The sequence below is a fragment of the Micromonospora sp. NPDC051924 genome, from assembly GCF_055586005.1.
The window spans coordinates 1-19235 of the sequence record NZ_JBVJJA010000048.1; the positions used below are offsets into that span (position 1 = coordinate 1).

Here is a 19235-nt window from a genome sequence, read left to right on the forward strand (position 1 = left end):
GGCCTGCACAAGCTCACCACCGCCATCACCGCCGAGTACGCCACCGTCGTGGTCGAAGACCTCAACGTGGCCGGCATGCTCCGTAACCGCCGCCTGGCCCGCAAGATCGCCGACGCCGGGTTCGCTGAGATCCGCCGCCAGATCACCTACAAGACCGGCTGGGTCGGCGGCGAAACCGTCGTCGCCAACCGCTGGTACCCGTCGTCCAAAACCTGCTCGAACTGCCGCGTCGTGAAAGCCAAACTGCCGCTGCACGTCCGAGTCTTCGCCTGCGACGCCTGCGGCCTGGTCATCGACCGGGACGAGAACGCAGCCCGCAACCTCACCGCCCTCGCGACGGCCGTAACAACTGGTACCGGAGTGGCCGGAGACCAGGACGCGCAAGCGTCGAACCCGCGTGGAGCCGACCGCAAGACCCGCGCCACCACCCGCAGCCGCAAGGCCACGGGTGGGCGGGCAGGTGGCGCAATCCTGCTACACCAGCGGCAGGAGGAAACGCGAGACCGTCATCAGGACACCGAAGCCCTCACGCTTCGGTGACACCGTCACGGACCCTCCGAGTGGAAACACCCGGAATGCTGATATCCGACTAGAAGATCAGCAACGGTTCATCTCGTACGTGCCGGCGAGGGCGACGACCCGGTCCCAGACCCGGGCGGTGCGGCCGGCGTCCCGGACCGGGCGGCGGACGTGCGCGAGCGCCCAGGCCGCCTGCTCGTCGCTGGTGGCCGCCTTGCCGTGCAGCTCCGTGGCGTAGCCGGAGAAGTCCCGGACCAGCAGGTCGAAGATCTCGTCCAGCAGGTCGGCGTCGAGGCCGGTCGGCTCGGCCTGCTCGAGGATGAGTTGGCCGTAGACGACCAGCGCGAAGAGTTGGCCGAGGGTGAGCAGGAAGTCCAGGTCCCGCTGCTGGGCCTCGTCCGGGGCGTGCGCGGCGAGCAGCGCGCAGAGCCCGTCGGCCTGCCCCCGGAACCGGGCGACGTTCGGCAGGTGGGCGTGCGCGTCGTACGGCGTGCGCCAGTCGTGGAAGCGGATCGCGCCGAGGCCGCGGGCCGGACCCTGCCGGAACAGGAACTCGTCGTCGGTGGGGTCGTGCCGGGTCGGCACCGGCGGATGTTCGGCCGGCCGGAACAGGTAGTTCGGCATGAACTTGAGGATCAGCGCCAGGTTGACGTGCACCGTCCCCTCCAGCTTCGGCAGGCCGCGGATGTCCTTGGCGGCCTTGTCGAAGTAGGTGTCGGCCTCGAAGCCCTTGGCGGCGATGACGTCCCAGAGCAGGTCGATGACCCGCTCGCCCTCGGTCGTGACCTTCATCTTGGTCATCGGGTTGAACAGCAGGTAGCGCCGGTCGTCCGGGCCGGCCGAGCGGAAGTAGTCGACCGCCCGGTCGCTGAACGCCTTCATCGCCACGAGCCGGGCGTACGCGTCGGTGAGCTCGCGCCGCACGTGCGGAAAGTCGGTGACCCGCTTGCCGTAGAGGATCCGCTGGTGGGCGTGGGTGACCGCCTCGTACATGGCGTGTTCGCAGATGCCGATGGAGGCGGTGCACAGGTTGAACTTGCCGACGTTGACGGTGTTCAGCGCGGCGTCGAAGGCGGCCTGCCCGGTGTGCAGCACGTCCTCGGCGCGGACCGGGTAGTCCTCCAGCCGGAACTCGCTGACGTACATCTGCGCGTTGACCACGTTGCGGACCAGCCGGTACGCGGGGTGGCGGCTGTCGACGGCGAAGAAGACGTACCCCTCGGGGCCCTCGACGTCGGCGCGGCGGCCGAAGACGGAGACCAGCCCGGCGACGTTGCCGTTGCCGATGTAGTACTTGCCGCCGGTGGCCCGGAAGCCGCCGTCCCCGTCCGGGGTGAGCAGCATGTCGGTGGAGTAGATGTCGGCGCCGTGCGGGCGCTCGGATAGGCCGAAGGCCATCACGTGCCCCTCGTCGAGCAGCGCGGCGGCGCGGGCCCGGGCGGCGGCGTTGCCGCTCTGCCAGACCGGCCCGAGGCCGAGCACGGTGACTTGCCAGGTGTACCAGTAGCCGAGGCCGTAGAAGCCGAGGATCTCACTGAGCGCGGCGTTGCGCGCGGTGTCCCAGCGCTTGTCCGGGTCGCCGTCGGCGTCGGCCGCCGGGGTGAGGAAGGTGGCGAAGAGCCCCTCCTTCGCGGCGAAGTCGAGGAAGTCGCCGTACCACTCGCGGTGGTTGTAGCTGTCGACCAGGGCCTGCTTGCCACGCGTCTCGAACCAGTCGACGGTGGCGCGCAGCAGACGCCGGGAGGTCTCGTCGAGGTGGGCGGGGTCGTAGGTGGGCGGGTGGAACAGCAGCGGATCGGTCACGAGTCGGTCTTCCTTCCGGTGGCGGGGTCGAGGTCGCGGAGGGTGGCCAGGACGTCGTCGAGCCAGGCCAGCACCATCCGCTCGTACGCGATGCCGCCGCGCAGCACGACGTGCTGCAGCGATCCCCGGGCGTCCAGGGCGGCGGGTTCCGGGAAGTCGCGGCGCTCGCCGGCCACATAGCCGGCGAGGGTGGCCGCGTGGTCGGCGCGGTAGCGCTCGACCTCGGCGGCCAGAGCGGCGCGCCCGGCGGCGTCGTCGAACGCGGCGCCGCGGATCTTGACGGCCAGCTCGTGCCGGACCGCCTCCGGCTGCACCGGGGCACGCAGCCAGCTGACCAGGGCGGTGCGCCCGGCGGGGCCGACGGACCAGACCTTCTTGTCGGGAGCGCCGTCCTGGCCGACCTCCTCGGCGGTGATCCAGGCGTCGCTCTCCATCCGCTTGAGCACCCGGTAGATCTGCTGGTGGGTGGCGGTCCAGAAGCGGCCGATCGAGCGGTCGAAGCGCCGGGCGAGCTCGTAGCCGGAGGCGGGCTGCTCCAGCAGCGAGACGAGGATGGCGTGCTCCAGCGACATGCCGGCCATCTTGCTATGCAACTCGTTGCATAGCAAGAGTGGATCAGATGATGAAGTGGGTCCAGTACGTCAGCCAGACCGCGAACAGCGCGCCCTGCAGCAGCGCCAGACCGACGGTCAGCCAGGTGTCGCCGGGGGCGCGGCGGGCCCACCGGGCCAGCACCAACGCGACCGGGAACGCGGCCAGCAGGTAACGCAGCAGGCTCTTGTACACCGGCGGTCCCATCGACAGGGGCACCAGCACCACGATCAGCGTGTAGACCAGGTACGGCCACTCGGCCCGCCGGCGCAGCCCGACGGCCGCCACGACCAGCATCCCGACCGCGATCCAGACCCGGAACGCGTCGGCGGAGTTGCCGTCGGTCAGCGCGTGCCAGGCCACCCACAGGGGGTTCTGCACCTTGATCCCCCAGCCTTTCTCCTGGGCGTGCTGGTAGGCGAACCAGTCGCCGCTCTGCCAGCGGCAGAAGGCCATGAAGGTCAGCCAGCCGGCGGGGACGAGCAGCAGCGGCCAGCCCAGGCGCAGGTACCGCGGCAGGCTGCGGCCGTTCAGGCGCCAGCCGTGCTGACGCAGCAGCACCAGCGCGAGCGGGATCACCACCAGGAAACCGACCGAACGGCTCAACGCCAGGAGATACCCGACCACCCCGACCACGAGCCAGCGGCGCTGCTCGGCGTACCAGAAGGCGGCCAGGGCGAGACAGACGAAGAGGGATTCGGTCAGTGCCGCCTGGAACAGGAAGGCGGTCGGCAACAGCAGCAGGTAGCGGGTGAATCGGCGGCCGTGCCCCGGGTCGTCGCCGTCCGCGCCCAGCAGCCGTCCGCCGAGCCGGTACGCGTAGTAGAGCAGGAACACCAGCGCGACGTTGCTGACCAGCAACAGCGCCCAGGCGGTGTGCCCGCCGAGCAGCGGTGCGAGCGGCCGGGCCAGGAAGGGGTAGAGCAGCGGGAAGCCGAAGTCCTTCCACGGCTGGGTTAGCGGCAGCCGGGCCAGGTTGTCGTAGAGGAACGAGTCCCAGGCGAACCAGAGCGAGATCCAGCGGTGCGACGAGACGGCCGCCTGCTGGGTCCGCATCATCGTCTCGTCGGCGGGCGGCCCTCCGGTCGTCAGGTCCCAGGCGGTCAGCACCAGCACGCCGACCAGGGTGAGCAGGACCTTCGAGCCGACGAAGACGGCGAGCACGAACCCCCACGGGGTGGGGATCCGCGCGGCCAGGCTCGAACCGGCCGAGGCCAGCCGGTCCTTCCACCGCGCTCCGGCGCTCGCCGCCGGGGCGGCTCTCCGCTCGTCCGCCATCCCGCCCCCACCGATCACCCCGCGAGCCACCGGCCCACATTCCCGGTTCGTGCCGGTTTACACCTGTCGACCGGGCTGCGCTGGTTCATCCCTTCGAGTCGCGTCCGGCAGGTGAGTCGGGGCGCGGGACGGGTAAGGGCGCTGCCGCGATCGGCACGCTGGCGGCGGGGGGCACGGACGGCATGGACGGCGACAACGGCACCGTGGTCATCGGGGCGGGACCGGCGGGCCTGACCGCCGCGTACGAGCTGCTGCGGCACGGCGAACCGGTCCGGGTCTACGAGGCCGACGACGTGGTCGGCGGGATCAGCCGGACCGTGGAGCGGGACGGCTGGCGGTTCGACATCGGCGGGCACCGGTTCTTCACCAAGGTCTCCCGGGTGGAGGACTTCTGGCACGAGATCCTGCCGGACGAGGACTTCCTGCTCCGGCCGCGGATGAGCCGGATCTACTACCGGGGCGCCCTCTACGACTATCCGCTCAACGCCGGCAACGCGCTGCGCAACCTGGGTCTGCTGGAGGCGCTGCGCTGCGTCGGCTCGTACGGGCGGGCCCGGCTGCGCCCGCCGCGGGACCAGTCCCACTTCGAGGGCTGGGTCTCCGCCCGGTTCGGCTGGCGGCTCTACTCGATCTTCTTCAAGACGTACACCGAGAAGGTCTGGGGGATGCCGGCCGACCGGTTGCAGGCGGACTGGGCGGCCCAGCGGATCAAGAACCTCTCGCTGTCCACCGCGATGCTCAACGCCCTGCTGCCCCGGCGCAACCGCACGGACGTGACCAGCCTGATCGAGGAGTTCCAGTACCCGAAGCACGGCCCCGGGATGATGTGGGAGCGCTGCACCGAGGAGGTGGAGAAGCGGGGCGGCACGGTCCGGACGGGCAGTTGGGTCGGCGCGGTGCACCGGAGCCCGGCGGCCCGCCGGGCCACCGGGGTGACCGTGGTCGACGCGGACGGGGAGCGGATCGAGCCGGCCGACCACGTGATCTCCTCGATGCCGATCTCCGCGCTGGTGCACGCCATGCAGCCGGCGGCGCCGGCGGAGGTCCGGGCCGCCGCCGACGGCCTGCGCTACCGGGACTTCCTGACCGTGGCGCTGGTGGTGCCGGAGGAGTTCTCCTTCGCGGACAACTGGATCTACGTGCACGACCCGGCGGCGAAGGTGGGCCGGATCCAGAACTTCGGCTCCTGGTCACCCCATCTGGTGAAGGACGGGCGGACCTGCCTGGGGCTGGAGTACTTCGTCTTCGAGGACGACGAGATGTGGCGTACCCCGGACGCGGAGCTGGTCGCCTTCGCCACCGCCGAGCTGGAGCGGCTCGGGCTGGTCCGACCCGGCTGCGTGGAGACCGGCTACGTGGTCCGCATGCCGAAGGCCTATCCCGTGTACGACGAGCGCTACCAGCACAACCTCGACACGATCCGGGACTGGCTGGCCCGCGAGGTGCCGAACGTGCACCCGGTCGGCCGCAACGGCATGCACCGCTACAACAACCAGGACCACTCGATGCTCACCGCCATGCTCGCCGCCGAGAACATCGCGCACGGCGCGGACCACGACGTCTGGACGGTCAACGTCGAGCAGGACTACCACGAGAGCAGGAGCCCGTCCCGGCACGGCACCGGGCGGGACGCGCCGATCGTCCCGGCCCGCCGGTAAGGGTCGGCGCGTGAGGGTGGTCATAACCGCTGGACGCGCGGGGCGGGACTGCTGCTAGCCTTCTCGGCAGGTCATGAGCGCCAGCGCCAAGCCCCGGCTCGCTGGCCGGCAACCCTCCTCCGCGGTGGGGTGCCCCGGGTGAGGACCAGGCACCGGCAGCCGCCGGTGCAAGCGTGGCCTGGTACCCAGGTCAGCAACGACCAGGGAGAACCATGTCTGCTCACTTCCGCATCCCGCCCGTCGACGGCGTCGCCTACCCGGCCCGCTTCGCGCTGGTCAAGCGCCGGCACGTCGACCTGATGCGGGTGTGTAGCGACGCCTGTCGTCGCGCCGGCGCGCGCTGAGCGCCACTCCCCTTTTCCCTCGTTCCACCTTCACGGCTCCGCCCTGTCCGGCGGCGCCGTCGTCGGCGCGCGTCCCGCGCCGCGGTCCACTCTGGAGAAAATCGTGCGCATCCGTTCCGCCCTGACCCGCGTCGCCACGCTCGGCGCCGCCGCCGTGCTCGCCGCCACCGCCCTCACCGCCTGCGGCGACAGCGGCTCCACCAACGAGGCCGCCAACCCGTACGGGCTGCTCGAGCCCGGCGTGATCCGGACCGGCACGCTCACCGACGCGCCGCCGAACGTCTACCTGAAGGACGGCAAGTTCACCGGCTTCGACAACGACCTGCTCACCGCGGTCGCGGCCAAGGCGGACCTGAAGGTGGAGTTCGTCGGCACCGACTTCTCGGCCCTGCTGTCCCAGGTCAACAACCACAAGTTCGACGTGGGCAGCTCGTCCATCACCATCACCGAGGCACGGAAGAAGACCGTCGACTTCGGCAACGGCTACGACTTCGGCTACTTCGGGCTCGACGTGCCGGCCGGCTCGCCGATCACCGGCTTCGACCAGCTCGCCGGCAAGCGGGTGGTGGTCGTGCAGGGCACCGTCCAGGACGACTACGCCACCAAGCAGAACCTGAACCCGGTGCGCGTGCCCGACTACAACGGCGCGATCAACCAGCTCAAGGCCGGCACCGCCGACGCCTGGATCGCCCCCGCCGAGATCGGCGACAAGTCCGCCGCGGACAGCGCCGGCAAGATCAAGGTGGCCGCCAAGCAGCTCAGCCCGGCCCCGACCGCGTACGCGGTGGCGAAGGGGAACGACAAGCTGCGCGAGGCGCTGAACAAGGGCCTCGACGAGGTGATCGCCGACGGCACCTGGAGCCGGCTCCAGGCGCAGTACTACCCGGGCCGGCCGCTCCCGGCCGACTTCAAGCCGGGCAGCGGCAGCGTCGCGGTGCCGTCGGCCTCGGCGGCTTCCTGACCGGAGCGACGGAGACGAGCAGGGCGGACGGAGCCATGGATCCACTGAGCACCCTCTGGGAGACCTTCTTCGACTGGGCCTCGATGCGCGAGGCGCTGCCCGAGATGCTCACCGTCGGGCTGCCCAACACACTGATCCTGGCGGTCTCCGCCGCCCTGCTCGGCTCGGTGCTGGGCATGCTGCTGGCGATCGCGGGTATCTCGCGTACCCGGTGGTTGCGGTGGCCGGCCCGGGTCTACACCGACGTGTTCCGCGGCCTGCCGGCGGCGGCGACCATCCTGCTCATCGGCGTCGGCCTGGCGCCGCTGGGCATGCAGGTCTGGGGCCCCAACCCCTACCCGCTCGGCGTGCTGGCGCTGTCGCTGATCGCCGCCGCCTACATCGGGGAGATCTTCCGCTCCGGCATCCAGAGCGTGGAGGCCGCCCAGCTGGAGGGGGCCCGGGCGCTGGGCTTCTCCTGGGGCGAGGCGATGCGCCTGGTCATCGTCCCGCAGGGGGTACGCCGGGTGCTGCCCGCCTGGGTGAACCAGCTGATCGCCCTGATCAAGGACTCCAGCCTGGTCTACTTCCTCGGCCTGGTGGCCAGCCAGCGCGAGCTGTTCCGGATCGGCCAGGACTACGCGGCCACCACCGGCAACGAGTCCGCGCTGCTGCTGGCCGGCCTGTTCTACCTGGCGCTGACCGTGCCGCTGACCCACGTGGTCAACTGGATCGACCGCCGGCTGCGCCAGGGCCGGGCGGTCGCCGCCCCCGACCTCGACGCCGAGCTCGTGCCCGCCGACCCGACCGGGAAGGACCCGCGATGAGCACCGCCACCACCGCCACCGCCACCTCGGTCAGCCTCGCTGTCCGGGACGTGCACCTGGCCTTCGGCACGCACCGGGTGCTGCGCGGCGCCGATATGACGGTGGCCCGGGGCGCCACCGCCTGCGTGATCGGACCGTCCGGCTCCGGCAAGTCCACCCTGCTGCGGACCATCAACCGGCTGATCGAGCCGGACCGGGGCGACGTGCTGCTGGACGGGCGCAGCGTGCTGGGCGACGACCCGGACGCGCTGCGCCAGCGGATCGGCATGGTGTTCCAGCAGTTCAACCTCTTCCCGCACATGACCGTGCTGCGCAACATCACCCTCGCGCTGCGCAGGCTGAAGAAGCTCCCCGAGGACGAGTCGGTGCGGATCGCCCGGGAGCAGCTCGACCTGGTCGGGCTGGCCGGCAAGGCCGACTCCCGGCCGGCGCAACTCTCCGGCGGCCAGCAGCAGCGGGTGGCGATCGCCCGGGCGCTGGCCCTGCGGCCGCAGGTGATGCTCTTCGACGAGGCCACCTCGGCGCTCGACCCCGAGCTGGTCAAGGGCGTGCTAGGGGTGATGGCCGACCTGTCCGCCGCCGGCATGACCATGGTGGTGGTGACCCATGAGATGGGCTTCGCCCGCGAGGTCGCCGACACGGTGGCCTTCATGGACGCCGGCGTGGTCCTCGAGGCGGGTGAACCGGCCGCCGTCTTCGAGTCGCCGCAGCACCCGCGGCTGCGGCGCTTCCTGTCCCAGGTGCTCTGACCTCGGTACGCCACCGACCCGCCACCCCCGTCCTCCGGTGGCGGGGCCGGGGGCGTACGGCCGCCAACTGCGGGAACCGTCCGGTTAGGGCGATCAACTTGGCGGGTAGAAGGCGTTCCGGCCGGAACGGACGGTCCGTGGGTGCGCCGGTCCGTCGAGGGAAGGACGGGCGTCAGTGCGCGAGTGGGGGAAGGCCGCCGTGGGGCGGTTGCGGCAGGCATGGGTGCCGGTGGTCGAGGCCGCGCTCGCCGCGACCGTGGCCTGGCTGATCGCCGCCCGGCTGATCGGGCACCCCGACCCGTTCTTCGCGCCGAGCGCGGCGCTGATGGTGCTCGGCGAGTCCCGGGGACGGCGGGTACGGCAGACCGTCGAGCTGGTGCTCGGGGTCGCCGGCGGCGTACTCACCGCCGATCTGGTGATCCACGCGCTCGGCCCGGGCACCCTGACGATGCTGCTGGTCCTGCTGGTCACCCTGGGCGTCACCGTGGCGGCCGGGGCGAGCAGCACGCTGATCCTGCAGACCACCATCTCCGCCCTCTACCTGGTGGTGGTGGCCGCGCCGAAGGGCGACTTCCGGCCGTTCCGGTTCGTCGACGCGTTGATCGGCGGGGCCGTCGCCCTGGCCGCGAGCCAGCTCGTGGTCGCCCGGAACCCGCTCGCGCCGCTGGTCGCCGAGGCCCGGCAGACGTACGCCGACCTCGCCGACCTGCTCGACCGGGTGAACGCCGCGCTCGACCGCTGCGACGCCGAGGCCGCCCAGGCGGCGCTGGAAAGGGCCCGGGAACTGGACGGCTGCGTGGAGCGGCTGCGGGCCGCGGTGCAGGCCACCGCCGAGTCGCTGCGGCTGCGGGTCCGCCGCCGCCGGCACCTCGGCCAGCTCGACCAGGTCGAGGTCACCGCCCGGCAGCTCGACTACGCGGTACGCAACATCCGGGTGCTGGCCCGCAACGGGGCCGCCCTGACCCGGCTGCACACGGCCACCCCGCCCGAGCTGGGCGCGGCGCTGCGTTCCCTCACCGAGGCGGTACGCGCCGCCGGCGCGGCCCTGGCCACGGACCTGACCGGTGAGGACGCCGACGGGCACGCCGGCCGGGCCGACGAGGCCGCCCTGTCGGCGGTGCGGATCGCGGCCGAGCTGCTGGAGTCCGATCCACCGCTGCCCGTCGTCATGATCGTCGGCCAGATCCGGGCCACCGCGATCGACCTGCTGCGCGGGGTCGGCGAGGACGACGTGGCGGTGCTCAACCGGGTCGACGAGGCGCTGGGCCTGCCAAGTCCGGCGTCCTGACCGCCGGGCCCGCCCGCGCATGGCCGAGGTGGCGGCTTTCCGACGCCGCGGACCGCGCCACCTCGCCGACCTGGCGACGCCGGTCGGGCCGCGCCCGATCCTAGGCGTCGCAGCGGTCGGAGAGGGCGTAGCGGGTGAGCACCACGTCGCCGATCTGGCGCACCTCGACCGCGCGGGCACGGCGGCCCGGATGCCAGGGGAAGCGGCCGTCCCCGACGAAGCGCGGCGCCCGGCAGTCCCCGACGAAGAACGGCGCGACCACCAGGTGCAGCTCGTCGGCGAGGCCGGCGGTGAGGAACTGGCAGTGCAGGCTACCCCCGCCCTCCACCATCAACCGGCGCACACCCCGGGCGGCCAGGTCGTCGACCACCGCCTCCGGGGTGACCGGCTCACCGCCGTCGACCACGGTCGCCGCGTCGCCCACCTGCTCGCGGGTCTTCTCCACCGCGCCGGTCGGACAGTAGACCAGCTTCGCGCCGTCGCCGAAGGTGAAGAACCGGGCCGTCGGGTCGAGGTCGCCGCTGCCGGTGACGGTGACCTTCACCGGCGACGGGGGCAGGCCGCGCGCCACCCGGGCGGCGCGCCGCCGCTCGGCGCGCACCAGCAGCCGCGGGTCGTCCCGCCGGACGGTGGCCGCGCCGACCAGGATCGCGTCGCAGGCGGCCCGCACCTCGTCGACCCGGTCGAGGTCGGCGTCATTGGAGAGCAGCAGCCGCTCGGCGGACGCGTCGTCGATGTAGCCGTCGATCGACATCGCGCAGCTGAGCAGCACGTACGGCCGGGTGCTCACGGCACGAAGGGCAGGTCGAGGGCGTGGTCGGCGCGGGCCACCTTGGCCGCGAGGTAGCCCGCGTTGGTCGGGGACAGGTGCACCCCGGTGGACACCCGGTCGAGCACGGTCACGCCCAGCCGGTCGAGCTGGTCGGCCTTGTCCGGGTTGTTGCTGAGCAGGGCGACCCGGCGCACGCCCAGCGCGGCGAGCATCTGCGCGGCCACCGTGTAGTCCCGCTCGTCGGCGCCCCGGCCGAGCGCCAGGTTCGCCTCGTAGGTGTCCAGGCCCCCGTCCTGCAGCGCGTACGCGTCGAGCTTGGCGTACAGGCCGATGCCCCGGCCCTCCTGGCGCAGGTAGAGCAGGTATCCCCCGGCCCCGGCGATCCGCTCGACCGCCTCCCGCAGCTGTGGCCCGCAGTCGCAGCGCTGGCTGCCGAAGACGTCCCCGGTGAGGCACTCGCTGTGCGGCCGGACCAGCGGCGGGGGCAGGTCGGCGTCCGGCCGGTCGCCGGCGGCGCGGTCACCGAGCCCGAACGCGAGGTGCTCCCGGCCGTCGGCCAGACCGTGGAAGGAGTAGACCCGGGCGGTGGTGACGTATCCGTCGGGGAAGCGCAGCGGGACCGTGACCTGGGTCCGGACCGTAGCGGTGGGCAGCGTTTCGTCCATCGGTCTCCTCCGTCCGGGGCTGCCGGACGGGCCGGCAACGCACACCTCGCACCCTCACCGTAGGCCCGATCACCGACAGTCGCCGGGCAGCCGGGAAGCCGGCCGGCGCCACGCCAGCACCGCTGCGCCGGGCAGGCTGGCGACCAGCACCAACGCCCCGTACACGGTGGCGGCGGCGACCCCCTGGGCGGCGGTGAGGCCGGCGGCGGCGAACGCCCAGGCGGCCACCCCCTCGCGCGGGCCGAAGCCGGCCACGTTCGCCGGCAGTCCCATGGCGAGCAGGGCCAGCAGGGTCAACGGCAGCAGCCGGGACAGCGGAGCGTCCGCGCCCGCGGTCCGGGCCGCGACCACGAAGGTGGCCAGGTGTCCGGCGACCACCACGGCGGAGGCGGTCAGCACGCCCAGCCAGGTGCGGCGGGCGAGCAGCCCGGCGCGGACGTCGGCCACCGCGGTCCGGGCCGCCCGGGCCCAGCGGGAGGCCCCGGAGCGGGGCACCGCCCGGGCGGCCAGCGCCAGCCCGGCCGCGCCGACGGCCAGCGCGGTGACCAGCGCCGGCAGGTACGGCCGGACGGGCGAGGGCAGCGCCGCCAGCACCAGCACGGCGATGACCAGCTGGACGAGCTGGCCGGCGGTCCGCTCCCAGACCACGGCCCGCACGGCCCGGGCGACGTCCCCGGTGTCCCGGCCGTGCCGGACCGCCCGGTGCACGTCGCCGAGCACCCCGCCCGGCAGGGTGGAGTTGAGGAACACCGCCCGGTAGCAGTGCGCGACGGCCTCGCCCAGCGGCAGCCGTACGCCGAGAGCGCCGGACACCAGGGACCAGCGCCAGGCGCAGCAGACGGTGGTGAGTGCGCCGATGGCGAGCGCGGCGGCGAGGGCCGGCGCGTCGATCAGCCGCAGCCCGGCGAGGAACGGGCCGGTGCCCACCCACCAGACCAGGGCGGCGAGGAGGCCCAGGCCGCCGAGGGTGCGTACCCACGCCCAGGGCGACCGGGCCGGCGCGTCGCCGGCCGACGGCGGTGCCGGGACGCGCGCGGCCGCCGTGACCGGGCGGACGGGCAGGGCCGGGGCGACGAGCCGCGGGCCGGCGGCGGGCGCCGCGACGGTGGCGTGTGACAAGCGGTCCTCCCTGGGTCCACCCGATGTCACGTGCCAGGACGCCGCGCGGTTCACCCGGCCAGCAGATCGGCGTGGTGCAGCACCACCCGCAGCCGGCCGGCCGCCGCCTCCACCAGCCGCCGCTGCCGGTACGCCCCGGCCATCCCGGCCAGCTCCGGTCGCTCCTCGACGGCCGCGTCGAGCCAGCCGACCAGCCAGTCGGCGGTGAGCGTCGCCTGCTCCGGGCCGAGCCGCCACGGGCTGGGCCGGACCTGGACCGGCACGCCCCGGCGGCGGAAGGCCGCCACGGTGGCGGCCACCGCGTCCGGGCCGAGCAGCCCCCGTCCGGCGACGGTGCGGCGCTGGTGGCTGTTGAACGCGTCCTCGAACCCGGCGTCGAGCGGGTCGGCCGGGGTGAACTCGGCCCGGCCGAGTACCGAGATCGCGAAGAGCGTGGGGTGGCCAGCGCAGGCGGCGACCATCCGCTCGACCTCCTCGGCGGTGAGCATGTCCAGCAGTGCGGACGCGGTGACCAGGTGGGCGTCGGCGAGGTCGGCGGCGGTGAGCCGGGTGATGTCCGAGCCGCGGGTCTCGACGGTGACCGGGCTGCCGTCGGCGGCGCGCACCGGCTCGGCCTCGGCGAGCCGCCGCAGGTCGGCGTCCCGCTCGTGCAGCACCCAGCGCTGCGGGCCGGGTAGCCGCGGGGCGAGCCAGCGGGCCATGGCGCCGGTGCCGCTGCCCAGGTCGTGCACGACCAGGGGCCGGTCCGCGGGGAGCCGGCGGCGGACCGCGTCGACCAGCTCGGCCGAGCGGGCGGCCGCGTCGACCGGTTCGCGCAGCCGCAGCCAGTCGGCGAAGTCGGGGGGTAGCTGGGTGGTCATGCCGTCGCCTCCTCGAGGGCCGCCGCCAGCCGGTCCGCGGTGACCGTCCAGTCGGTGAGGGTGTCTCGCCGCTGCCGGGCGGCGTGCCGCAGCTGGGCCCGCAGCTGCGGCCGGGTCAGCCAGCGGCGCAGCGCGCCGGCCAGCGCGTCCGGGTCCCCGGGCGGGGCCAGCAGCCCGGGTCGGGTGCCGTCCGGGGCGTGCCCCAGGGTGTCGGGCAGACCGCCGGTGTCGCTGCCCAGCACGGGCAGGCCCCGGGACAGGGCCTCGGTCACCACCATCCCGTACGTCTCCAGCCGGGACGGCAGGACGACCAGGTCGGCGGCGGCGTACGCGGCGTCCAGCGCCGCCCCGACCAGCGGGCCGGGCAGGCGTACCCGGTCGGCCAGGCCGGCGTCGGCGAGCTGCCGGCGCAGCCGGTCGACGAAGGCCGGGTCCCGGGTGAGCGCGCCGACGCAGTCGCAGGTCCAGCCGAGGTCGGCGACCGAGGTCAGGGCGGCGGCGAGCACGTCGTGGCCCTTGAGCGGGGTGACCGCGGCGACGCAGAGCAGCCGGGCGCCGGTCGGCGTGCCGGGGGCGAGCGGTGCCCCGCTCACGCCGGGCGCGGCGACGGACACCCGTTCGGGGGGCAGCGGGTACCGGTCGAGCAGCCACTGCCGGGTCCACTCGCTGGTGCACACCACGCCCGCCGCCACCGCCAGGGCCCGCGCCTCGACCTCGTCGTCGAGCGGCAGGTGCACCAGCACCACCAGGCGCAGCCGCCGGGCGTACGGGGTGAGCACCTCCGGCACCGTCGAGGCAACCAGGCCGTCCAGCAGGACGAGGGCGCCGTCGGGCAGCGCGGCGAGGACCGCGGCGAGGGCGGCCCGCTCCCCCGCCGCCGGGCGCGGCCAGCCGCCGGGCACCGGGTGCTCGCGCACGGTCCAGCCGAGCGCGGCCAGGCCCCGGCAGACCCGCCGGTCGTAGCCGTTGCCGCCGCTGGGGCTGGCCGGGTCGTCGATGTCACCCGGCAGCACCACGTGGACGACGCTCATCGCCGGTGTCCGGGTCCGGCGCGGCCGGGCACGGTCCTGTGGAGCATGACCTAGAGGGAACGCTCGTAGCTGGCCCAGGCGACGTGCGACTCGTGCAGGGTGACGGTGATCCCGGCGAGGCCGCGTGCGCCCTCGCCGAGGCGCCCGGCGTGGACCGCCTCGGCGAGCCGGTCGGCCACCGTCCGGGCCAGCACCTCGGTGGTGGTGTTCACCCCGGCGAAGGCCGGCTCGTCGTCCAGGTTGCGGTAGGTCAGCTCGCCGAGGACGGCCTTGAGCTGTTCGGTGGCCAGGCCGATGTCGACCACCATCCCGTCGGCGTCGAGGTCGGGCCGGCGGAAGGTGGCGTCGACGACGAAGGTGGCGCCGTGCAGCCGCTGGGCAGGGCCGAACACCTCGCCGTGGAAGCTGTGGGCGACCATCATGTGGTCCCGGACGGTCACGCTGAACACGATCACTCCTCGGCGTAGGTGATGAGGTGGCAGAGCGCGGGCAGCCGGCCGGAGGCGAGCCGGTCCAGCACGTCGGGCAGCTCGTCGAACCGGGACCGGCCGGTGAGCAGCGCGTCGAACCTCGGGTCGGCGAGCAGGTCCAGGGCCAGCGCCAGCCGGTCGGTGTAGCTGCGGTCGGCCCGCCGGGGCGAGACGGTGCCGACCTGGCTGCTGCGGATGCCGAGCCGCCGGCTGTGGAACGCCCCGCCCAGGGCGAGGGTGACCGGCCGGTCGCCGTACCAGCTCAGCTCCAGCACGGTGCCCTCCGGGCGGAGCAGGTCCAGGCCCCGTTGCAGCCCGGCGGCGGTGGCGCTGGCGTGCACCACCAGGTCCCGCCCCCCGGCCGCGTCGGCCGGGAGGGCGAAGTCGACCCCGAGCGCGGCAGCCACCGCCGCCCGCGCCGGGTCCGCGTCGACCAGTTCCACGCGTACGCCGGGGAAACGGGCCAGCAGGGCGGCGACCGAGCAGCCGACCATCCCGCCGCCGATCACGGTCACCCGGTCGCCGACCAGCGGCGCGGCGTCCCAGAGGGCGTTCACCGCGGTCTCCACCGTGCCCGCGAGCACCGCCCGGGCCGCGGGCACCCCCTCCGGTACGACCAGCACCGCGTCGGCCGGGACGACGTACGCGGTCTGGTGCGGGTGCAGGCAGAAGACGGTCCGGCCGCGCAGCGCCTCCGGTCCCGCCTCGACCGTGCCGACGCTGAGGTAGCCGTACTTCACGGGGGCGGGAAAGTCGCCCTCCTGGAACGGGGCGCGCATGGTGGCGTGCTGGTCGGCGGGGACCTGTCCGGTGAAGACCAGGGTCTCGGTGCCCCGGCTGACCCCGGAGAACCGGGTCCGGACCAGCACCTCGTCGGGGCCGGGAGGGTGCAGGTCGACCGGGCGCAGTTCGCCTTCGCCGGGGGCGCGGAGCCAGAAGGCGCGGGCGGCGCGGATCACGAATTCTCCTCTTCCGGCGCTTCGGGCCGAACCGAACGGGCACTTTCCCCGTAGTTGGTGGCAGGGTTGTCGATCATAGACACGGAGGCCAGGTGTCCACGGTTCGAAATGGCCCATTGGTCGGGCTGGCCGTCCAGGTCGTCCTGCTCACCGGGCTCGCCGCCACGGTGGGCCTCGGCGTGGCGGGCTGGCTCGCCGGCCTGGCGTACGCGGTGGTGCTCTGCGGCCTGCTGCGGCGCGGCCTGCGGGCGGCCGGCGCAGACCGGCTGGGCCCGGCGGACCGGGTGACCCTGGCCCGGGCGCTGCTGGTCGGCGGGGTGCTGGCCCTGGTCGTGGCCGCCGGCACCGGGCCGGCGCCGGAGGCGGTGCTGGTCCCGCTCACCGCGGTGGCGCTCATGCTGGACGCGGTCGACGGCCGGGTGGCCCGGCGCACCGGCACGGCCAGCCCGCTGGGCGCGCGCTTCGACATGGAGGTCGACGCGTTCCTGATCCTGGTGCTGAGCGTGCACCTGGCGCCGGCGGTCGGCGGCTGGGTCCTGGCCATCGGCGGGATGCGGTACGCCTTCGTCGCCGCGAGCTGGGTGCTGGCCTGGATGCGACACCCGCTGCCGCCGCGCTACTGGCGCAAGGTCGTCGCCGCCACCCAGGGCGTGCTGCTGACCGTCGCAGCGAGCGGGCTGCTGCCGCCGGTGATCACGACCGCGGTGGTGGCGGGCGCGCTGGTGCTGCTGGTCGAGTCGTTCGGCCGCGACGTGGCCTGGCTGTGGCGGCACCGTCCCGGCAGGGCCGCGGTGCCGGTCGCCGCGCGGGCGGTTGGCCGCACCGCCCGGCCGGTGGTCGTCGGCGGGCGACCGGCCGGCGACGCCTCCGGGACGGTGGTCATCGGCGTACACCCGGTCGGCGGCGTCGCGTCCGGCGCGCAGCGGCCCACCCGGATCGTCCTCGAGCCCACCACCCGGGCCGCTCGCCCGGCCGGCCCGGCAGCACGTCCGGTGCCGCTGGCCGTCCGGATCCCCGCCCACCAGCCCGTCTGACGCCGGTTCGCCCGGCTCCCCCACCCCCGCCCCCGCCCCCGCCCGCCGAAGGATGCCCCCGTGTCACTCCTCGCCCGCCTCCGCCGATCGGCCGGGAACGCCCCGACCAGCGAGCCCGCCAGCCCCGGCCCGACCACACCGCCGACCCCCTCGGCGGGGCCGCCGGCCGAGGGCACCGCCACCCTGCCGGACGGGGTGCCCGCGCCGTCCCGGGGTCGACGGATCGCCGCTGCGGTCGTCACCGGGCTCGCCGCGCTGCTGGTGGGGGCCGCACTCGTGCTCCCCGACGAGCTGGACCGGATCGGGCCCGCGGCCGTGCTGCGGATCCCGGTGGAGGCGCTCATCGCGGTGGCGCTGCTGCTCGTCCTCCCGGCCCGGGCGCGCCGGCCTGTCGCCGCCCTCGCCGGGCTGCTGCTCGGCCTGCTCGCCGTGTTGAAGCTGCTGGACATGGGCTTCTTCCTGGCCCGGGACCGACCGTTCGACGTACTGCTCGACTGGGGGCTGTTCGACGATGCGTTCGGTTACCTCACCGACTCGGCCGGACGGGTCACCGCGCTCGCGGCGGCGGCCGGGGCGCTGCTGCTCGCCGTAGGCCTGCTGGTGCTGGTGACCATGGCGGTGCTGCGGCTGACCCGGCCGCTCGCCCGGCACCGGGCCGCGTCGGCGCGGGTGGTCGCGGCCCTCGCCGTGCTCTGGCTGGGCTGCGCCCTGTTCGGGGTACGGCTCACCGCCGGGGTGCCGGTGGCCGACCGGGAGGCGGCCGCCCTGCTGGCCGCGCACGCCGGGCAGATCCGCGCCGGGCTGCGCGACCGGGAGGTGTTCGCCGGGGAGACCGCCGCCGACGCGTACCGGGACGTACCGGGCGACCGGTTGCTGACCGGGCTGCGCGGCAAGGACGTGCTGGTCGCGTTCGTGGAGAGCTACGGGCGGGACGCCGTGGAGGATCCCGAGCTCTCGCCGGGCGTGACCGCGGTGCTCGACGACGGCTACCGGCGACTGCGCGCCGCCGGGTACGACGCCCGCAGCGGCTTCCTCACCTCGCCCACCTTCGGCGGCGGCAGCTGGCTGGCCCACGCCACCCTGCTCTCCGGGCTGTGGATCGACAACGACCAGCGCCACCGGGACCTGCTGGCCGGGGACCGGCTCACCCTCAACGGCGCGTTCCACCGGGCCGGCTGGCAGACCGTCGGCGTGCTGCCGGCGGCCACCCAGCCGTGGCCGGAGGGCAGGTTCTTCGGTTACGACCGCTACTACGACGCCGAGCGGCTCGGCTACCGCGGCCCGAAGTTCAGCTACGCGCCGATGCCGGACCAGTACACCCTGGCCACCTTCCAACGTCTGGAGCGGGCGCGGGCGCACGCCCCGCTGATGGCGGAGATTCCGCTGGTCTCCAGCCACTCCCCCTGGTCGGCCATCCCGAAGCCGGTGCCGTGGGACGCCGTCGGCGACGGGTCGATCTTCGACGAGGCGTCCACCCGCACCGGCGGCGGCCGGGACGTGGTGCAGCGGGACAGCGGCCAGATCCGCGCCGACTACGCGAACTCCATCCGGTACACGCTGGGCACCCTGGTGTCGTACGTGCTGACGTACGGCGGGGACGACCTGGTGCTGGTCTTCCTCGGCGACCACCAACCGGCCGCCACGGTCACCGGCGAGGGCGCCGGCCGGGACGTGCCGATCACGATCGTGGCGAAGGATCCGAAGGTGCTGGACCGGATCGCCGCCTGGGCCTGGCAGCCCGGTCTGCGCCCGGGCCCGCAGGCCCCGGTCTGGCGGATGGACACCTTCCGGGACCGCTTCCTCACCGCCTTCGGTCCCACCCCCGACCACTGACCCGGCGCCGCTCGCGTCGCCAAGATCCGCCCATCTTCCCGGAAAGTGCTGCCTCGCCGCGCCGGGAGGCAGCACTTTCCCCGAAGTTGTGCGAGCCTGCCACCTGCGGGGCGGGGCGGGGGGCGGGGGTGGGTTAGGCGGCCTTGCGGCGGCGGGAGCGGGGGCGCGGGGTCGAGGCGTCGCGGGCGGGGGCGGGGTCTTCGGCCGGGGCGTCGGCGCGGGCCAGGCTCATCGCGCGGCGGGCGTCGACCAGGGTGTCGCAGGGCGCGGGCTGGCCGCCGCAGAGCAGGCTGGGGCAGCGGCCCGTCTCGTCGGGCTGGTGCGCGGCGGCCACGTCGTAGGCCGCCCGCCAGAGCAGCGGGTCGGTCACGTCGTCAGGCAACGCGACCTCGTGGCTGGACCGGATGTGAGTCGTGTCGGGCACCCCGTTCCCCTCTCCTCGTTGCTCCCCTGTTCACTGACCGGGCGGAGCCAGGTCAAACCTTTCTCACGTAT

19 protein-coding genes, 1 pseudogene and 1 riboswitch are annotated in these 19235 nt (G+C 74.2%); of the genes and pseudogenes, 9 read left to right on the top strand and 11 right to left on the bottom strand.

Going from position 1 to position 19235, the window contains the following annotated elements:
* Window positions 1-540, top strand: a 540-nt coding sequence (locus ACZ6S5_RS28730; protein ID WP_466005345.1) for an RNA-guided endonuclease InsQ/TnpB family protein, incomplete at its 5' end; no start/stop codon positions are given.
* A gap of 57 nt (window positions 541-597) precedes the next feature.
* Here the strand turns inward: ACZ6S5_RS28730 and ACZ6S5_RS28735 are convergent.
* The 3 genes from ACZ6S5_RS28735 to ACZ6S5_RS28745 are packed head-to-tail and all read right to left on the bottom strand — an operon-like array spanning window position 598 to window position 4221.
* A complete protein-coding gene (locus ACZ6S5_RS28735) occupies window positions 598-2322 on the bottom strand; it encodes an acyl-CoA dehydrogenase family protein (protein WP_466005346.1) in 1725 nt (574 codons plus the stop codon).
* A complete protein-coding gene (locus tag ACZ6S5_RS28740) occupies window positions 2319-2894 on the bottom strand; it encodes a PadR family transcriptional regulator (protein WP_466005347.1) in 576 nt (191 codons plus the stop codon). The genes ACZ6S5_RS28735 and ACZ6S5_RS28740 overlap by 4 nt, the downstream gene beginning before the upstream one ends.
* Before the next feature lie 43 nt (window positions 2895-2937).
* Window positions 2938-4221, bottom strand: coding sequence for a glycosyltransferase family protein (locus tag ACZ6S5_RS28745; protein WP_466005348.1), 1284 nt, complete (start codon window positions 4219-4221; stop codon window positions 2938-2940).
* A 152-nt stretch (window positions 4222-4373) separates the two neighbouring features.
* On the opposite strand from ACZ6S5_RS28745, the gene ACZ6S5_RS28750 reads away from it, so the two are divergent.
* The 6 genes from ACZ6S5_RS28750 to ACZ6S5_RS28775 all read left to right on the top strand — a co-directional run bounded on the left by ACZ6S5_RS28750 (window position 4374) and on the right by ACZ6S5_RS28775 (window position 9997).
* Entirely contained in the window at window positions 4374-5849 is a 1476-nt protein-coding gene (locus ACZ6S5_RS28750; protein WP_466005349.1) for an NAD(P)/FAD-dependent oxidoreductase, read from the top strand.
* Window positions 5850-5918: 69 nt separating this feature from the next.
* Window positions 5919-6029: riboswitch (SAM riboswitch) on the top strand.
* Between the two features lie 32 nt (window positions 6030-6061).
* Complete coding sequence (locus ACZ6S5_RS28755) at window positions 6062-6193, top strand: hypothetical protein (protein WP_466005350.1); 132 nt, start codon at window positions 6062-6064, stop codon at window positions 6191-6193.
* Between the two features lie 103 nt (window positions 6194-6296).
* Complete coding sequence (locus ACZ6S5_RS28760; RefSeq protein WP_466005351.1) at window positions 6297-7154, top strand: ABC transporter substrate-binding protein; 858 nt, start codon at window positions 6297-6299, stop codon at window positions 7152-7154.
* Between the two features lie 35 nt (window positions 7155-7189).
* Complete coding sequence (locus ACZ6S5_RS28765) at window positions 7190-7960, top strand: amino acid ABC transporter permease (protein ID WP_466005352.1); 771 nt, start codon at window positions 7190-7192, stop codon at window positions 7958-7960.
* Window positions 7957-8709, top strand: coding sequence for an amino acid ABC transporter ATP-binding protein (locus tag ACZ6S5_RS28770; RefSeq protein ID WP_466005353.1), 753 nt, complete (start codon window positions 7957-7959; stop codon window positions 8707-8709). Before ACZ6S5_RS28765 ends, ACZ6S5_RS28770 begins: the two co-directional genes overlap by 4 nt.
* Window positions 8710-8884: 175 nt before the next feature.
* Window positions 8885-9997 (top strand): FUSC family protein, encoded by a 1113-nt coding sequence (locus ACZ6S5_RS28775; RefSeq protein WP_466005354.1) that lies wholly within the window; start codon window positions 8885-8887, stop codon window positions 9995-9997.
* 100 nt (window positions 9998-10097) lie between these two features.
* Here the strand turns inward: ACZ6S5_RS28775 and ACZ6S5_RS28780 are convergent, their stop codons facing one another.
* From ACZ6S5_RS28780 to ACZ6S5_RS28810, 7 genes are all read right to left on the bottom strand, one after another.
* A complete protein-coding gene (locus ACZ6S5_RS28780; protein WP_466005355.1) occupies window positions 10098-10787 on the bottom strand; it encodes a RibD family protein in 690 nt (229 codons plus the stop codon).
* Window positions 10784-11434, bottom strand: a complete 651-nt coding sequence (locus ACZ6S5_RS28785; RefSeq protein ID WP_466005356.1) for a GTP cyclohydrolase II — start codon at window positions 11432-11434, stop codon at window positions 10784-10786. The genes ACZ6S5_RS28780 and ACZ6S5_RS28785 overlap by 4 nt, the downstream gene beginning before the upstream one ends.
* 69 nt (window positions 11435-11503) lie before the next feature.
* On the bottom strand, window positions 11504-12391 hold the full coding sequence (locus ACZ6S5_RS28790; protein ID WP_466005383.1) for a lysylphosphatidylglycerol synthase domain-containing protein: 888 nt from the start codon (window positions 12389-12391) through the stop codon (window positions 11504-11506).
* A 212-nt stretch (window positions 12392-12603) separates the two neighbouring features.
* Window positions 12604-13413 (bottom strand): SAM-dependent methyltransferase, encoded by an 810-nt coding sequence (locus ACZ6S5_RS28795; RefSeq protein WP_466005357.1) that lies wholly within the window; start codon window positions 13411-13413, stop codon window positions 12604-12606.
* On the bottom strand, window positions 13410-14444 hold the full coding sequence (locus tag ACZ6S5_RS28800; protein WP_466005358.1) for a glycosyltransferase family 4 protein: 1035 nt from the start codon (window positions 14442-14444) through the stop codon (window positions 13410-13412). The genes ACZ6S5_RS28795 and ACZ6S5_RS28800 overlap by 4 nt, the downstream gene beginning before the upstream one ends.
* A gap of 50 nt (window positions 14445-14494) precedes the next feature.
* Window positions 14495-14893 carry a 6-pyruvoyl trahydropterin synthase family protein gene (locus ACZ6S5_RS28805; RefSeq protein WP_466005359.1) on the bottom strand — a complete coding sequence of 133 codons (399 nt, stop codon included), beginning with the start codon at window positions 14891-14893 and terminating at the stop codon, window positions 14495-14497.
* A gap of 2 nt (window positions 14894-14895) precedes the next feature.
* Window positions 14896-15873: a zinc-dependent alcohol dehydrogenase gene (locus tag ACZ6S5_RS28810; protein ID WP_466005360.1), complete on the bottom strand. Its 978-nt coding sequence runs from the start codon at window positions 15871-15873 to the stop codon at window positions 14896-14898.
* A gap of 92 nt (window positions 15874-15965) precedes the next feature.
* Here ACZ6S5_RS28810 and ACZ6S5_RS28815 point away from each other — a divergent pair.
* Together ACZ6S5_RS28815 and ACZ6S5_RS28820 are read left to right on the top strand one after the other, a co-directional pair.
* Window positions 15966-16658 (top strand): annotated as a pseudogene (locus ACZ6S5_RS28815) (CDP-alcohol phosphatidyltransferase family protein); the annotation flags it as partial.
* Window positions 16659-16967: 309 nt separating this feature from the next.
* The gene (locus ACZ6S5_RS28820) at window positions 16968-18740 is read left to right on the top strand and encodes a sulfatase-like hydrolase/transferase (RefSeq protein WP_466005361.1); all 1773 of its coding nucleotides are present in this window, start codon (window positions 16968-16970) and stop codon (window positions 18738-18740) included.
* A gap of 133 nt (window positions 18741-18873) precedes the next feature.
* Here the strand turns inward: ACZ6S5_RS28820 and ACZ6S5_RS28825 are convergent, their stop codons facing one another.
* Window positions 18874-19164 carry a hypothetical protein gene (locus ACZ6S5_RS28825; protein ID WP_466005362.1) on the bottom strand — a complete coding sequence of 97 codons (291 nt, stop codon included), beginning with the start codon at window positions 19162-19164 and terminating at the stop codon, window positions 18874-18876.
* Between the last annotated feature and the right edge of the window lie 71 nt (window positions 19165-19235).

Coding starts and splice junctions, on each gene's coding strand:
- ACZ6S5_RS28795 (WP_466005357.1), bottom strand. CDS start 13,413: ATGACCACCCAGCTACCCCCCGACTTCGCCGACTGGCTGCGGCTGCGC.
- ACZ6S5_RS28770 (WP_466005353.1), top strand. CDS start 7,957: ATGAGCACCGCCACCACCGCCACCGCCACCTCGGTCAGCCTCGCTGTC.
- ACZ6S5_RS28755 (WP_466005350.1), top strand. CDS start 6,062: ATGTCTGCTCACTTCCGCATCCCGCCCGTCGACGGCGTCGCCTACCCG.
- ACZ6S5_RS28785 (WP_466005356.1), bottom strand. CDS start 11,434: ATGGACGAAACGCTGCCCACCGCTACGGTCCGGACCCAGGTCACGGTC.
- ACZ6S5_RS28740 (WP_466005347.1), bottom strand. CDS start 2,894: ATGTCGCTGGAGCACGCCATCCTCGTCTCGCTGCTGGAGCAGCCCGCC.
- ACZ6S5_RS28765 (WP_466005352.1), top strand. CDS start 7,190: ATGGATCCACTGAGCACCCTCTGGGAGACCTTCTTCGACTGGGCCTCG.
- ACZ6S5_RS28800 (WP_466005358.1), bottom strand. CDS start 14,444: ATGAGCGTCGTCCACGTGGTGCTGCCGGGTGACATCGACGACCCGGCC.
- ACZ6S5_RS28750 (WP_466005349.1), top strand. CDS start 4,374: ATGGACGGCGACAACGGCACCGTGGTCATCGGGGCGGGACCGGCGGGC.